Source organism: Halomonas sp. AOP25-F1-15 (assembly GCF_052378675.1).
Lineage (GTDB): Bacteria > Pseudomonadota > Gammaproteobacteria > Pseudomonadales > Halomonadaceae > Vreelandella > Vreelandella casei.
This window is the reverse complement of the sequence record NZ_JBQSXV010000001.1, coordinates 319,270-333,816: the sequence shown is the minus strand read 5'-3', so window position 1 is coordinate 333,816 and position 14,547 is coordinate 319,270. Positions and strand designations below refer to the sequence as shown.

Here is a 14,547-nt window from a genome sequence, read left to right as displayed (position 1 = left end):
CCGGGGCTTTTTTATGCCTATAAACCCATCGCCAGGAGACAGCGCAGCATCAAAACTCTATCGCTGCGCTCAGTTGCCCAAAGCAGAACAGGATGTTCATTTTTTTTGCCTCGAAAAGTGGAACTATTAGCAATAGAATAAATATCCCATATGACAATACATCTCATATGATAAAAAAAACCATGAGCATCTGTAAGCAATATCATACCAAGGAACTCAAATGCCTCACTTCTCTCGTCGTGCATTAGCAAATGCCATCGGCCTGTCTTCTATGGCCATAGCTGCTGCTGCTGTCGCACAAGAAAACGCCACTCTCGACCCGATGGTTGTTACCGCCTCTGGGTACGAGCAGTCCGTTGCCGATGCTCCCGCCAGCATCTCGGTGATTAGCGGGGAGGAGCTGAATCGCCAATCCTATAGTGATATTACGGATGCGGTCAGAAACATCCCAGGCGTTTATGTTACTGGTGGAGGTGGAGCTCAAGACATCAGCATCAGAGGTATGGATGATAGCTATACCTTGTATTTGATTGATGGCCGCCCCATTTCCGCCGGTCGGTCCGTCAATACGAACGGCCAGGATAGCGGCAAACAAATCGGCCTTCCCCCCATTGCAATGATTGAGCGTGTTGAAGTCATCCGCGGCCCTATGTCCTCGCTATATGGCTCTCAAGCAATGGGCGGCGTTATCAACATTATTACCAAAAGCGTGCCAGAAGAATGGTCAGGCCAAGTTGTCACCGAGTACACCCACTCTCTCAACGATATCAACAACGACTCGCAGCAAGTTAGCTTCTATACAGGCGGCCCGCTAATAGAAGGACTGCTGGGTTTACGCGTTCATGGTAGCTGGCAAGGAACAGAAGAGAGTGATTACTTAGGCGGTAGCGATAACGCCGAAAGCACCCCTGACAGCGATACACGCCAGATCGGTGCTGAGTTAATACTCACACCAGACGAGCTGAACGAGTACAGTTTCGGCTACACATCATCGGTTAAAGAATTCACACACAACCCTGGCCGAAGCATTGCCACGATAGATAGCCGTGGCAACCCCGCAACTTCGAGTACTTATCGCTACGATAAGGATGTATTCACCCTTGGTCATAAAGGCACTTATGGTGCCTTTATGACGGACACCTACCTGCAACACGATATTTCGGAACGCGTCAGCCCATCACCTGATGAAAAGCGTGAAGAAGTCACAACCCTTAATAACCAATCAACTTACTTCTGGGGCGATCATATGCTGACCTTTGGTGGTCAGTACCGAGAGGAAGAGCTTGTTGATGATACCAATGGGCTTATTGGCAATAGCCCCAATGCTATGCGTAACGTAGAACGTTGGATTGCCGCGTTGTTCATCGAAATGGAATGGAGCCTTACGGATGCCTTTAGCGTTACCACAGGTATGCGTTACGACGACGACGAACTATTCGGTGGCCACGTTTCGCCGCGCGTTTATGCCAATTACCACCTAACGCCTGAATGGACGTTGAAGGGCGGCGTATCTACCGGCTATTCCCAGCCTGGGCTTGCCGCCGCCTCAGAAGGCTTCGGCCGCGGCACCGGCGGCGGTGGCTCTCCCGCTCCCCATTCACGCGCACTCATTATTGGGAACGAAGAGCTGAAGCCTGAAACCAGCACAAACTATGAAGCCGGCTTTATCTTTAATAGCCCAGACCGACGCCTTAGCTCCAGCATGATGCTATTCCATACGCAGTTTGACGATAAAATTGCAGAGGATCGCTACTGCAACACACCAAACGCGGATCGCAACGATCCTTCCACATGGGAATGCCCATACGCCGGCAATGATTATGTTTTTCTTAGCACTTATCGGAATATCGACGAAGCCGAGATGCAGGGCGTAGAGCTCACACTAGACTACGACTTTACCCAAGATGTGCGCCTAAGCTCTAGCTATACCTATACCGACTCAGAACAAAAATCCGGCGAATTTGCTGGCGAGCCACTGAATAAAATTCCTGAGCATATGTTCAATCTTGCCGTTAACTGGCAGGCAACTCCTGAGTTAAGCCTATGGACACAAGGCAATTACCGTGGCTCCACAAGTGATTATTTAGCTCGGACGAGCATGGGTGATGGCACGCCAGGGTATGGCTTCGTCGATGCCGGTGTCGTTTATGATTTAACTGACCGCGCACAGGTGAAAGCAGGCCTCTATAATATCGCCAACAAAGAGGTGACCAATGATGATTATGGCGTCGTATTAGATGGCCGCCAGTACAATCTGGGCTTAACGTTCAACTTCTAGTGCCTGCTTAACGAACTACCCTGATTTGATCCTTCGCCCCACCTCATGGTGGGGCTTTTTATTAGCGGCTGTGTATTTATTTAAGAGCGATAACAAGCAGCACTTTCATTAAATAATGAATGCTAATTATTTGCATTCAATCTTTTAAATGGCACAATAGACAACCCTTAATCGCTGCGGGCCTGACAATGTATGACTTCCACGAACTGTCTGCTTTTGCCGATGTGATGACGACGGGCAGCTTGACACGCAGCGCTCAAAAGCTCGGGTTAGCCAAGTCGACCTTAAGTCGTAGAATTAGCCAGCTAGAAGCGCGGCTCAATCAACCGCTGTTGAGGCGCCAAGCAAACCGCCTAATTCCAACAGAGGCCGGGCTGCTGTTTCATACCTACTGCACCGAGCTTCTGGCCATGGCTGCCCACAGTCAGGAAGCGCTTGCGGAGCTGCGTGAGGAAATTAGCGGCGAAGTGACCCTAGAAGTGCACGGGGCGCTGGCCCGCAGCTGGCTGGCAAGCGCCATGCATACCTTTTTAAATCGTCATCCAAAAGTAAAATTGACGCTGCATACCCGCGAGACGCCACCCACGAAAATGGACAGCAATCGCGTGCATGTCTGGCTCGGGCCAACCCATGAGTGCGGGCTAAATCAGGAGCATTTGGGGCACTTAAGCCGAGGCCTTTATGCCAGCCCTCAGTATTTAGCTAACGCTGGCATACCCCAACGTCCCGATGAACTTAACCAGCATGCATGGATAGATTTGCTAGGGTCGACCTCAGATGGGTTAATGCTTGCTCACCCTGAACATGGCGAATATACATTTCACCCGCCTCGCTCGCGACTAAAGGTAGACCTCACGAGTCTTCACATTGATGCCATCGCGCGTAGCCAGGGCATTGGTCTTTTATCTCACTGGTTAACCGAAAAGCGTGAACAGCATCATCCTGGCGAGCTGATTAACTGTCTGCCGGGCTGGGAACCAGTGCCGCTGCCCATTACGTTGCTTTACGCGTACGGTCATCAAACGCGACGTACCCACGCACTGCTAGCATTTTTGCGTAGCCAGATACCGCTACAATGGAAAGCCTCCGCCGCCGCGATTTAATGTCATTGGCGTGTTTGCCTTGCCAGCTAGTCCACTGATTAACGACAATAGCTAGCTGACGACTGCCAAGGACCGTAAATGCTTGCCGAACTTTTTGCCGTTATGGCGCCCGTACTAGCCGGTGCAGGACTTGGCTTTCTATGGATACGTTTAGGCCAGCCCTACCCGGTCGACTTCATCACCCGGCTAGTGTTTAACATCGGCACACCATCGCTAGTACTAGCCTCGCTGGCGGGTGCTGACATTGATGCTGCTACGTTTGGCCAAACAATGCTGGCCTCAGCGCTGGTGATCATCACCATGGGAGCGGCCACCTTTCTGGTAGCAAAACTATTGCGCCGGAACTGGCGCGTATTGCTTTCTCCCATGATGTACCCCAATACTGGCAATATGGGTTTACCCGTAGTGCTTTATGCCTTTGGTAGTGCAGGGTTTGCTTACGGCATCACGGTCATGGTCACCGTGTCACTGTTTCAGTTTACTCTAGGCGCTGCGCTTAATAGCCAGGGCAATCCGTTCAAAACCCTTATCAAGACACCCACTGTCTACGCCATTATCATTTCTATGGCGCTGCTACTGACCGGCACCTCACTGCCGCCATGGCTGGCAAACACGGTGGACTTAATGTCAGGGTTCACGGTACCGCTTATGCTGATTACGCTGGGCGTGTCACTGGCCAGCATTCAGGTTAAAAACCTACGTTCAGGTTTGGGCTTTAGCCTGGTGCGCGTGCCGCTCGCCGCTGCAGCCGCTTGGTTTATCGCCGGCTGGGTCGGCCTACCACCGCTGGCACAAAGCATTTTAGTGGTGCAGATGTGCATGCCCGTGGCGGTGTTCAACTATCTATTTGCTCAGCGCGCCCAGCGTGAACCCGCTTATGTGGCAAGCCTCGTCTTTTGCTCTACGCTACTCGCGCTTATTTATCTGCCGGTACTACTCGCCTTGCTCATGTAAGCTGGTCATTTAAGCCTGCTTAGCGGAACCCCCGCACTGAAGAAGAGTCACTGCTAGACATACCGATTATGTTGATTTGCGTTGACACCATCACCAGAGGACACGCTATGCATGATGTGAGCCAGACGAGTCTAACCTCCCGCTTACGAATCCCTGCCGTTAGTGGACTAGTGCTGGCGAGCATGATTAGCACAGCGAATGCAGAAACTATTCAAGGCTCATCGGAAACCGATCCTCTCAATATTTCGATTGAGCTTATCGCCGAGGGTTTTGAACACCCTTGGGCCGTGGCATTTTTACCCGATGGCCGTTACTTGGTTAGCGAACGGAGCGGGCAGTTGAAGCTAGTCGACCCTGGAAGTGGTGACATCAGCACGCTGGAAGGCATGCCCGAGGTGAATAACCAAGGTCAAGGTGGCTTATTGGATATCGTGCTGCATCCCGATTTTGGAAAGGCTAGTGGCGATGGCACCCACGACTGGATTTACTTTACCTGGAGCAAGGCCGATGGTAGCAACAGCCGGGCCGCACTTTCCCGCGTTAAATGGCAGGGCAATGAACTGGGTGAGGTTGAACATTTGTTTGCACAAGATCGCGCCTCAGGGCCTGGGCGTCACTACGGCTCCCGTCTAGCATGGCTGCCTGATGGCACGCTATTAATGAGTATCGGCGATCGCGGCAGTGACCCTTCTCGCGCCCAGGCAAGCGATGACCATGCGGGCTCTACCTTGCGCCTTACCGACACAGGCGGCGTTCCTGATGACAACCCCTTTGTTGATGATGATGCAACCCTAGATGAAATCTACTCTATGGGTAATCGTAATATTCAGGGCATGACGGTAATGCGCAACGGCGGAGCCTGGGTCTCAGAGCATGGCCCGAGCACTGGCGACGAGCTCAACCATATCGAAGCAGGCCTTAACTACGGCTGGCCCAACGTCAGCCAAGGCAATGACTACGCCACGAATGAGCCTATTGGTGAACCCTCACTGCCCGGCATGACCGACCCTGCCTACGTGTTTGAAGGCCGTTTTGCACCCGCGGGGCTTGCTGAAGTGACCAGTGCTGCGTTTGGTGACTGGGAAGGCAGCTTACTGGCTGGCGGATTAGGCAGCGAAAAACTGCTGCGCCTGCGCTTAGAGAACGGCAGCGTCATCGAAGAGGAGCTGATTTTAGAAGGCCAGATAGGGCGTATCCGAGATGTGCGCCAAGGCCCGGACGACGCTATCTATGTGCTGACGGATGACCCGCAGGGTGGCTTATATCGCCTGCGGCCAACCGATCAATAGTCATCCCATTCACTTGCGGGCCGAACCAGCAACGCTGCCCGTCACTACGCAGTATTAAGGCCACCATGGATATCGCATGCGACTACGCAATTTAATTATTCTGACGGTGATTGTGCCGCTGTTTGTGATCCTGGTGGTCTTTAGCTTAGTCGCCATTAAGTCGCTTGAAGACAACGTACGCTCCAAACTACAGACCGAAGTCGAAATTATTACCCGGGCGTTAAGCACCTCACTTAGCTATTCCATCACGCCGGGCAGCGATACATCACTTGAAGAAGCCCTACAGTCAGCGTTCTCTTTCCACCGCATTTACGGTGCCTATGTGTTTGATACCGATGGACGCGATATTTATGGACTGGGTCTCGGCAAAGACATTTTTAGCCGTGAAGAAATCCAGCAGGTCATTGAACGCGACGATCTTTATAGCAATTATCGTGAGCACGATGGCTGGAACTATTACTCTGCCTTAACGCCATTACGCGCCCAAAATGGTACCGTGTACGGCGTGCTCCAGGTCAACCGGCTTAATACTGGCATCGAAACCTACACGGGCTTTATTAGCATCGTCGCCGTGTTGGTATTTGTGGTGGGTGCAGGGGGAATCGTATTCAGTATTTGGTGGGGGTTCCGCCGCTATATAGAGCGCCCCCTTAATCGATTACTCCACGTTATGCTACTGGTAGAAGGCGGAGATCGTAGTCAGCGCGCGGTCGAAGATGGCCCCACCGAATATCGCCGCCTTGCATCGGGGTTAAACGGCATGCTGGATGCGATGGCTGGGAAGGATCACGATATCGAAGACCGTCAGCGGCGCGAAATTGAGCTTGAGAAACGCTTACGAAAATCGAAAAAACTCGCTGAATTAGGCGTGCTGGCCGCGGGCGTTGCCCATGAGATAGGCGCCCCGCTGACGGTCATTAATGGCCAGGCACAGCGCCTTGCTCGACGCGATGTGATTGGCGATGACGAGCGCGCCCGGCTGGGCCGAATTCGCGGTGAGGTGGAACGTATTGTTGAGATCGTGCGCCAGCTAATGGAACTAGGCCGCCAGCATAATGTTGAGAAAGGCAGACAGGCGCTCGATAAACTTATTAAGAGCGCTAGCGACTTGGTGGAGGATGAACTAGAGCCACGCAATATTCGTCTGGTCATTGAATTACCATCGCCGACACCCAACTTATTAGCGGACGGCCAACAAATTATTCAGGTACTTACCAATTTACTGCGCAATGCGGCACAAGCACCCGACGTCAGCTGCATTCGCCTACACGCCCAACAGAACGATCACGAGCTAATCATATGGGTAGAAGATGATGGCCCAGGCATCCCCACTCCCCATCATCTTAAAGTGTTCGATCCATTTTTTACCACCAAGCCCGTTGGCCAAGGCAGCGGTTTGGGGCTTTCCATGGTACATCGCATTATTAACGACCACGGCGGTACGATTGGCGTATTTGATAGTGCTCTTGGCGGCGCTGGATTTGAAATTACGCTACCCCTTGGTGAAACCGCATCCGCGTGAGGACAACATTTGTGACCCATCAGGAACACCTTTTACCTTTGCTAGTGGTGGAAGACGACACCGCGATACGTGAGTTATTAGAAGAAGAGCTGCAGGATGCCGGCTACACAACGCTGGGCGTCCCTAGCGCAGAAGAGGCAGTTGCCTTACTGAGCCATACCACGGTTTCGCTAGTCATCACGGACGTGCGGCTACCTGGCATGACCGGCATTCAACTGCTTCAACAGCTACGCCAAGCAGGCAGTGAGCTGGGTATTATTGTCATTACGGCATTCGGCACCATTGACCAAGCCGTCGAAGCGCTAAAACTGGGCGCCGACGATTTTTTGACCAAGCCGCTGGATCTTGATGCCATTCGCGATGCGGTATTCCGCGTATTGGAAAGGCAGCGTTTGGCCGTCTCCCCCGATACCAACATCAGTCATTTCCACGGCATAGTGGGCAAGAGCTCGGTGATGCAGGCGCTATTTCACGATGCATCACGCCTTGCAAAAAGCGCTGCTCCGATTCTGATTTTAGGCGAAAGCGGTACCGGTAAAGAGCTTTTGGCCCGCGCTATTCACCAGGAAAGCCCTCGCAAGGACCAACCGTTTGTACCGGTCAACTGCGCAAGCATCCCGGCTGACTTGATGGAAAGCGAATTTTTTGGGCATGTTAAGGGCGCGTTTACCGGTGCTAACGAAGCGCGTAAAGGCCTATTTCATAGCGCCCAAGGTGGTAGCCTATTTCTAGACGAAATTGGTGAAATGCCGATTAACCTTCAAGCCAAGCTACTGCGCGCACTGCAAGAAAAAACCGTACGCCCGGTGGGTGGTGAGCGAGAAGAGCCGGTCGATGTTCGCATTATTGCAGCGACGCACCGCAACTTAAGCAAAGAAATAGAGCAAGAAAACTTCCGCAGTGACTTGTTTTACCGCCTAGAGACTTTCTCGCTACGCATCCCGCCGCTGCGCGAACGCGGCACTGATATTGAGCATCTCATTTTTACACTGATCGATAAGCATGCCGAAGCTCAGGGTAAGCATATAGAAAAATTTGAGCCGGAAGCACTCAACAGCCTTCTTAACTACCCCTATCCAGGCAACGTCCGCGAGTTAGAAAACGCCATTATGCGCGCAGTGACGCTGAGTGAAGACGGTTCACTCAGCCATAAAGATCTACCCGAGCGACTGCGCGTCAACTCCGTTTCTGATGCGAGCGCTCCGCTAGTGGCAACACTTAGCGGCGAAGTGCTCGCGGCAAGCCAGGTATCAACACCCGCAACCGCCCGCTGGCCCAGCTTAGAAGAAGTTGAAAAACGCTATATAAACAAAGTATTGGAAGCTACTGGCGGCAATAAACGTCGCACGGCCGAAGTACTGGGCATTGCTCGCAGAACGCTGTACCGACGCTTAGAAGACAACGAAGAATAGCAGGCATGGCGCCAGCCAGAACGTTAATCGCTATACAAAACTAAAAACCACAAAAGAGACATAAAAAAAACCCCCGCGGGCGCGGGGGCGAAAAAGATGATAAATCGTGTGGAGCAGCCGCAGGGAACAGACAGCTGAGTCGACTTATCATCGTAGGGACTGGTACTTCCTGTTCAAGTGCTGGCCTCATCCTTGAGGCTGAGCTGAAAACAGAGCTTACGTATTACTTGATGTTTCATCATCGTCTGCATTGCTGTCACCAGGCATTGGATCTGTGCCTTCACCGAACCCCGCCTCATCTTCATCAGGGTTCATGGTGCCTTCAGCAGGCTCATCCATTGTGTCTCCGGGCATGGTGTCGTCGGTAGACATAGGATCTTCAGAAGACATAGAACCTTCAGCCCCGGCCCCTGTACTCTGATTCATTGAACCTTGAGCAGCAGGATCGTCATTTAACCCAGGGTCCTGTTCCATATCCATAGCAGGCTCTTCGTTCATTCCAGCGGCGGGCTCAGCCGTCGTATCTTGCTCAAGTGGAGCAGACTCTTCAGCAGGCGGCGGTACAGTTGCGTCGTCGCCGCTATCTCCACAGCCAGCCAATACGATAACGCTGGCGGCCGTTGCCATCATGCATAGGGTCATCCAGTGAGGTCGCTTGGATGACTGCTGATCTAAAGTGGTTTGGTTATCGGTCATAGCCAGATCGTTATTAACGCGGTCACATTGCTTGTCCATAATTACCACCTCTAATCTTGAAACTAATAAAGCTCGCTATCCGGTAGACAGCTTTAACTTGAAACATTACTGATATGCCTTCCATACACTTCGCGTGCCATTTATCTTTGTGAAAAAAATATAGCTTTAAAAACAATATCTTAATAAATAAAAAACATTGCTTATATTATTTACCACTCATATTTAAATGGGTAAAAAATGACACATGTGGCGTTAGTTGCCGCGTTGAACGGGCCGTTGTGACACATTGAGCCCGCCCATGTATAATAATTAATAATAAATCACTCAGCTGAATCTCTTATTTTTTTTATGAATAGCGTGTATCGCTGCCTCCATTGCAATGATCCCTCTCATTCATGTGGTCTAAACGGAGTGACGCTGCACGGCTACTCTGCTCAACAAAAAGGCATCGTCGATGGATCAAACACGACCCGTCAAAATTCAAGTGCGCGGTTTAAGTAAAGTCTTTGGCAAGCATCCCCAAAAAGCCATTGAGCTTCGCAACCAAGGCATGAAGCGCCCAGAGATTTTGGAAAAAACAGGCCAGACACTCGGGCTTTCCAATATCTCCTTTGATGTCTATGAAGGAGAGCTGCTAGTCATCATGGGGCTGTCAGGATCTGGCAAATCAACGCTGATTCGCTGTCTCAACCGTCTTATTGAAACCACCGAAGGTGAGATCATCATCGACGGTGAGAACATTCCAACCTTAAAAGAAAAGGCGCTTTTAGAGTGCCGTCGCCGCCACTTTTCAATGGTGTTTCAGAACTTTGCGCTCTTTCCTCATCGTACCGTTCAACAGAATGCTGAATTTGGCCTAGAGATCCGCGGCGTTGAGAAGGCAGAACGGCATGAAATTGCCCACCGTTCGCTCAAGCAGGTTGGCCTTGAAGGCTGGGAAAATGCTTATCCTAATCAGCTTTCTGGCGGCATGCAGCAGCGCGTTGGCTTAGCGCGCGCGCTGGCCAACGATGCGACGGTGCTATTGATGGACGAAGCCTTCTCGGCACTCGACCCGCTGATTCGTAAAGACATGCAGCAAGAGCTTTTGCAGCTGCAGTCTAAAATGCAAAAGACCACGGTATTCATTACTCACGATCTCGATGAGGCGCTCAACATTGGCGACCGGATCGTGCTGCTGAAAGATGGCGAAGTCGTGCAAATTGGCACGCCCGAAGAGATCCTCACCCAGCCGGCAGATGACTACGTACGGCGCTTTATCCAAGGCGTTGATCGCGCACGCATATTAACCGCTGAAAGTGCTATGCGACCGTTGCGCTCGACCGCTCGCGATAGCGATGGCCCCCGCACTGCGCTACACCGTATGCGTGACCATAGCATCGACTCTATCTATGTTGTCGACCGTGACCGTCGCTTGCTCGGTTTATTAGAGGCTGATGCGGCTAGCCGCGCAATTGACGAAGGTGCCAGCTCCATCATCCCCTACTTAACCCAAGATTTCCGCAAAGTTCCCATGGACGAACCGCTGCATAACCTGTTTGCCATGTTCAGTGAAAAAAGCTTCCCCATCGCCGTTACTGACCAGCAACAGCAGCTGCTGGGCGTGGTGGTAAAAGGCGCGGTACTCGATGAACTGGCACGAGCAGGAGAGCAATAATGGATATCCCTCGCATTCCGCTTGGTAATTGGATCGAAACGGGCCTGACCTGGTTGACCAGCGAATACTCATCGGTAACCCGGGGCATCTCGCGCTTCACTCAAACCGGCATTGATGTCTTAAACGATAGCTTAATGTGGCTGCCTGAATGGGCGCTGCTGGCGCTGATTGCGCTCTTATGCTGGAAACTGGCCGGCCCTCGCTTAGCCATTGGCGCTATTGCTGGCCTAGCGTTGATTTGGAATCTGGGGCTGTGGAACCCTATGATTGAGACGCTCACTCTGGTCGTCTTTGCTACCTTCGTTGCCGTGATTATTGCGCTACCGGTGGGCATCACAGCGGCCTTATCGGACCGTCTTTATCGGTTCATCATGCCGACGCTAGATTTTATGCAGACCATGCCGGCTTTCGTGTATTTGATTCCCGCGATTCCATTTTTCGGCATTGGCTCGGTATCGGCTATTTTCGCGACCGTTATTTTTTCAATGCCGCCAGCGATACGTTTTACAACGCTAGGTATTCGCCAAGTCCCGGTAGAGCTGATTGAAGCCGCCGACGCCTATGGCGCAACGCGGAGCCAGAAACTATTCAAAGTACAGCTGCCACTCTCGTTACCGACGGTGATGGCAGGTATTAACCAGACCATTATGCTCGCCCTTTCCATGGTGGTGATTGCCGCGATGATTGGTGCAGATGGGCTAGGCAGCGAGGTGTGGCGCGCCATTCAGCGTCTGCGCCCTGGTGATGGTTTTGAAGCAGGTATTGCGGTCGTGATTCTGGCGATGTTGCTTGATCGCTTAACACAGTCGCTCAGGAAAACACGGCAATAGTGCAAATAGCAGTAGAACGACACATTAATAAATCTATACCCAAGGGAGAACGTGAATGAAATATCGCACATTGAACCTCCGCATCCGTATGGCCTCGCTGGCGCTATTAGCCGGAACCGGTATCGCGGTTAGCAGCGCGGCGCAAGCCGAAGAAGACAAAGGCTCGATTAACCTGGCCTACGTGGAGTGGTCATCTGAAGTTGCTTCCACCAACGTTATCGCCGCCGTGCTTGAACAAGCGGGCTATGCGGTTGACCTTACCTCTCTCTCAGCAGCGGCCATGTTCCAGGCGCTTTCTACGGGTGACGCGGACGCTATCGTTGCCGCTTGGCTGCCGACCACCCACTCTGAATACATGGAACGCGTAGGCGACAGCACTGAAGATCTAGGCGCTAATCTCGACGGCACTAAGCTGGGCCTCGTCGTGCCCGAGTACGCCGATATCGACTCCATTGCTGATCTTAACGATAACGCCGACAGTTTTAATGGCGAGATCATCGGTATTGACCCCGGTGCAGGCTTGATGGCGCTGTCCGAAAAGGTTGTGGATACCTATGACCTTGGGCTGAACCTGCGTAGTGGCAGTGGTGCCACCATGACAGCGGCACTTTCTAGCGCCATCAACAACGAAGAAAATATCGTTGTCACCGGCTGGACCCCTCACTGGATGTTCGCGCGCTTTGACCTTAAATACCTAGATGATCCGAAAAACGTTTACGGTGGTGCGGAGCAGATTCACACGGTCGTTCGTCAAGGCCTGAAGGACGACATGCCCGAAGCCTATGCAATTCTCGATGCCTTCGAGTGGACACCAGAGCAGATGGGCGAAGTCATGCTGCTAAATCAGGAAGATGGAAGCGATCCTTACGAAAATGCTAAACAGTGGATTGAAGACAACCAAGACATAGTCGAACAGTGGCTAGGTAGCTAAGACTAAACAGCTAAACAAGCTTGTCGATACGACGGCAGAGGACGTTTGCCCTCTGCCGTCGTTGTAAATCTATTTATTATGCAAGGCGACGCATAATACGTTGAATGCTCTGCTAACAGATTTGCTATTGTGGGCGACTAACCATGCGCTATTCGATGTTGGTTGACGACCACATTTTGGTTTCTGTACACCCTATTTTTTGATCGCCATAGAGAGGCTCCTGTGGATAACCACGACGATAAACGCTCCCCTGAAGAGCCGAGCTCTGAGGGCATACGCGCTCCAGATGGCGCGGCTAATCTAATCGACACGGATTACGTGATCGGTCAGGACAACATTACCACCACTACCATGGGTCTTAATCTGGACCTACATGGAAAGGTGTTCAGCATTTCGGCGATCGTCGTCCTGCTGTTTGTGGTACTAACACTGGCGCTACAAGACACTATCGCGCCTATTTATGACGCTATTTTCGGCTTTCTGACCGGTAATTTAGCGTGGTTCTTTATGTCAGCGGCGAATATATTCGTCATTCTCTGTATTGGCCTGATTTTCTCACCGTTGGGTAAAATCCGTATTGGCGGTGCTGATGCCAAGCCTGATTACACCTACATGGGCTGGTTCTCAATGCTGTTTGCCGCAGGCATGGGCATTGGCCTGATGTTCTTCGGCGTCAATGAGCCGCTGACACATTTTGGCACCTCACTCAGTGGCAGTGACTGGGCGCCATTAGGCGGTGCCGAAGGTGATCCTGCCGCCGCTGCATCGCTCGCCATGGCAGCGACTATCTATCACTGGGGCTTACACCCCTGGGCGATTTACGCGATTGTGGCACTGTCGCTAGCGCTGTTCGCCTTTAACAAGGGCCTGCCGCTTTCTATGCGCTCAGTGTTTTACCCAATTTTGGGTGAGCGCGTTTGGGGCTGGCCAGGTCATGTCATCGATATTTTAGCGGTATTTGCGTCGCTGTTTGGTTTGGCTACCTCGCTCGGCCTTGGTGCTAGCCAAGCAGCCGCGGGCCTAAGCTACCTGTTCGGCGCGCCTGAAAGCGATGTCACGATGATTCTGTTAATTATCGGGATTACGATTATCGCCATTGGCTCAATTGTGGCGGGCGTCGACAAGGGTGTGCAGCTGCTCTCCAAGATCAACATCGCCATGGCGGCGCTGCTGCTTGTCTTCGTCATCGCTGTCGGCCCGACGCTGCTGATTTTAACTGGCTTCTTTGAGAACCTGTGGAGCTATGCGGTTCACTTACCAGCGCTGTCAAACCCGTTTGGCCGCGAAGACGCTAACTTCAGCCAAGGCTGGACGGCCTTCTACTGGGCATGGTGGATTTCCTGGTCCCCTTACGTCGGCATGTTTATCGCGCGGGTATCACGCGGCCGTACAGTGCGTGAGTTTTTGATTTCAGTGCTGCTAATACCTTCGCTGGTATCGGTACTCTGGATGACCACCTTTGGCGGCACGGCTATTGACCAATTTGTGAGCCAGGGTATTACGGCCGTGCGGGATGCAGGTGTCGATCTACAGCTCTTTATCATGTTGGAGCAGCTGCCGCTGTCGCAAATCACCTCTTTCATCGCTATTTTGCTGGTGATTATCTTCTTTGTGACCTCATCCGACTCAGGCTCTCTTGTGATTGACTCAATCACAGCGGGCGGCAAAGTAGATGCACCCACGCCTCAGCGCGTGTTCTGGGCGATCATTGAGGGCGCTATTGCGATTGCTCTGCTGCTAGGCGGTGGCTTAACCGCTCTGCAAACCATGGCAGTATCTACCGGCTTCCCGTTCACTATTATCCTGCTGGTGGCGTGTTATGCCATCATCAAAGGATTAATGAGCGAACCTAAAGCGGTCTAAGAACTGTCTTAA

General features: G+C 52.1%; 11 protein-coding genes. 10 read left to right on the top strand and 1 reads right to left on the bottom strand.

The annotated features are described in order from the left end of the window. Positions 1 to 220 precede the first annotated feature (220 nt). The 6 genes from ACT3TF_RS01490 (at position 221) to ACT3TF_RS01465 (ending at position 8,558) form a co-directional block, all read left to right on the top strand. Complete coding sequence (locus ACT3TF_RS01490) at positions 221 to 2,278, top strand: TonB-dependent receptor domain-containing protein (protein ID WP_444671424.1); 2,058 nt, start codon at positions 221 to 223, stop codon at positions 2,276 to 2,278. Positions 2,279 to 2,466: 188 nt separating this feature from the next. Continuing rightward, positions 2,467 to 3,381, top strand: a complete 915-nt coding sequence (locus ACT3TF_RS01485) for a LysR family transcriptional regulator (RefSeq protein ID WP_096282304.1) — start codon at positions 2,467 to 2,469, stop codon at positions 3,379 to 3,381. Between the two features lie 78 nt (positions 3,382 to 3,459). Continuing rightward, positions 3,460 to 4,335 (top strand): AEC family transporter, encoded by an 876-nt coding sequence (locus ACT3TF_RS01480; protein WP_096278567.1) that lies wholly within the window; start codon positions 3,460 to 3,462, stop codon positions 4,333 to 4,335. Between the two features lie 107 nt (positions 4,336 to 4,442). Beyond that, positions 4,443 to 5,624 carry a PQQ-dependent sugar dehydrogenase gene (locus ACT3TF_RS01475; RefSeq protein ID WP_444671423.1) on the top strand — a complete coding sequence of 394 codons (1,182 nt, stop codon included), beginning with the start codon at positions 4,443 to 4,445 and terminating at the stop codon, positions 5,622 to 5,624. Positions 5,625 to 5,700: 76 nt separating this feature from the next. Continuing rightward, positions 5,701 to 7,146, top strand: coding sequence for a sensor histidine kinase (locus ACT3TF_RS01470; protein ID WP_096278563.1), 1,446 nt, complete (start codon positions 5,701 to 5,703; stop codon positions 7,144 to 7,146). Between the two features lie 11 nt (positions 7,147 to 7,157). Beyond that, a complete protein-coding gene (locus tag ACT3TF_RS01465; protein ID WP_096278560.1) occupies positions 7,158 to 8,558 on the top strand; it encodes a sigma-54-dependent transcriptional regulator in 1,401 nt (466 codons plus the stop codon). 216 nt (positions 8,559 to 8,774) lie between these two features. Here ACT3TF_RS01465 and ACT3TF_RS01460 read toward each other — a convergent pair whose 3' ends face one another. Beyond that, complete coding sequence (locus ACT3TF_RS01460; RefSeq protein WP_444671422.1) at positions 8,775 to 9,293, bottom strand: hypothetical protein; 519 nt, start codon at positions 9,291 to 9,293, stop codon at positions 8,775 to 8,777. Between the two features lie 415 nt (positions 9,294 to 9,708). Here ACT3TF_RS01460 and ACT3TF_RS01455 point away from each other — a divergent pair, with 415 nt between their 5' ends. The 4 genes from ACT3TF_RS01455 to ACT3TF_RS01440 all read left to right on the top strand — a co-directional run bounded on the left by ACT3TF_RS01455 (position 9,709) and on the right by ACT3TF_RS01440 (position 14,535). After that, positions 9,709 to 10,911, top strand: coding sequence for a quaternary amine ABC transporter ATP-binding protein (locus ACT3TF_RS01455; protein ID WP_096278559.1), 1,203 nt, complete (start codon positions 9,709 to 9,711; stop codon positions 10,909 to 10,911). Then, positions 10,911 to 11,741 carry an ABC transporter permease gene (locus ACT3TF_RS01450; protein ID WP_096278557.1) on the top strand — a complete coding sequence of 277 codons (831 nt, stop codon included), beginning with the start codon at positions 10,911 to 10,913 and terminating at the stop codon, positions 11,739 to 11,741. The genes ACT3TF_RS01455 and ACT3TF_RS01450 overlap by 1 nt, the downstream gene beginning before the upstream one ends. 55 nt (positions 11,742 to 11,796) lie before the next feature. Continuing rightward, positions 11,797 to 12,672 carry a glycine betaine ABC transporter substrate-binding protein gene (locus tag ACT3TF_RS01445; protein WP_444671421.1) on the top strand — a complete coding sequence of 292 codons (876 nt, stop codon included), beginning with the start codon at positions 11,797 to 11,799 and terminating at the stop codon, positions 12,670 to 12,672. A 222-nt stretch (positions 12,673 to 12,894) separates the two neighbouring features. After that, positions 12,895 to 14,535: a BCCT family transporter gene (locus ACT3TF_RS01440; RefSeq protein WP_444671420.1), complete on the top strand. Its 1,641-nt coding sequence runs from the start codon at positions 12,895 to 12,897 to the stop codon at positions 14,533 to 14,535. Positions 14,536 to 14,547 lie beyond the last annotated feature (12 nt).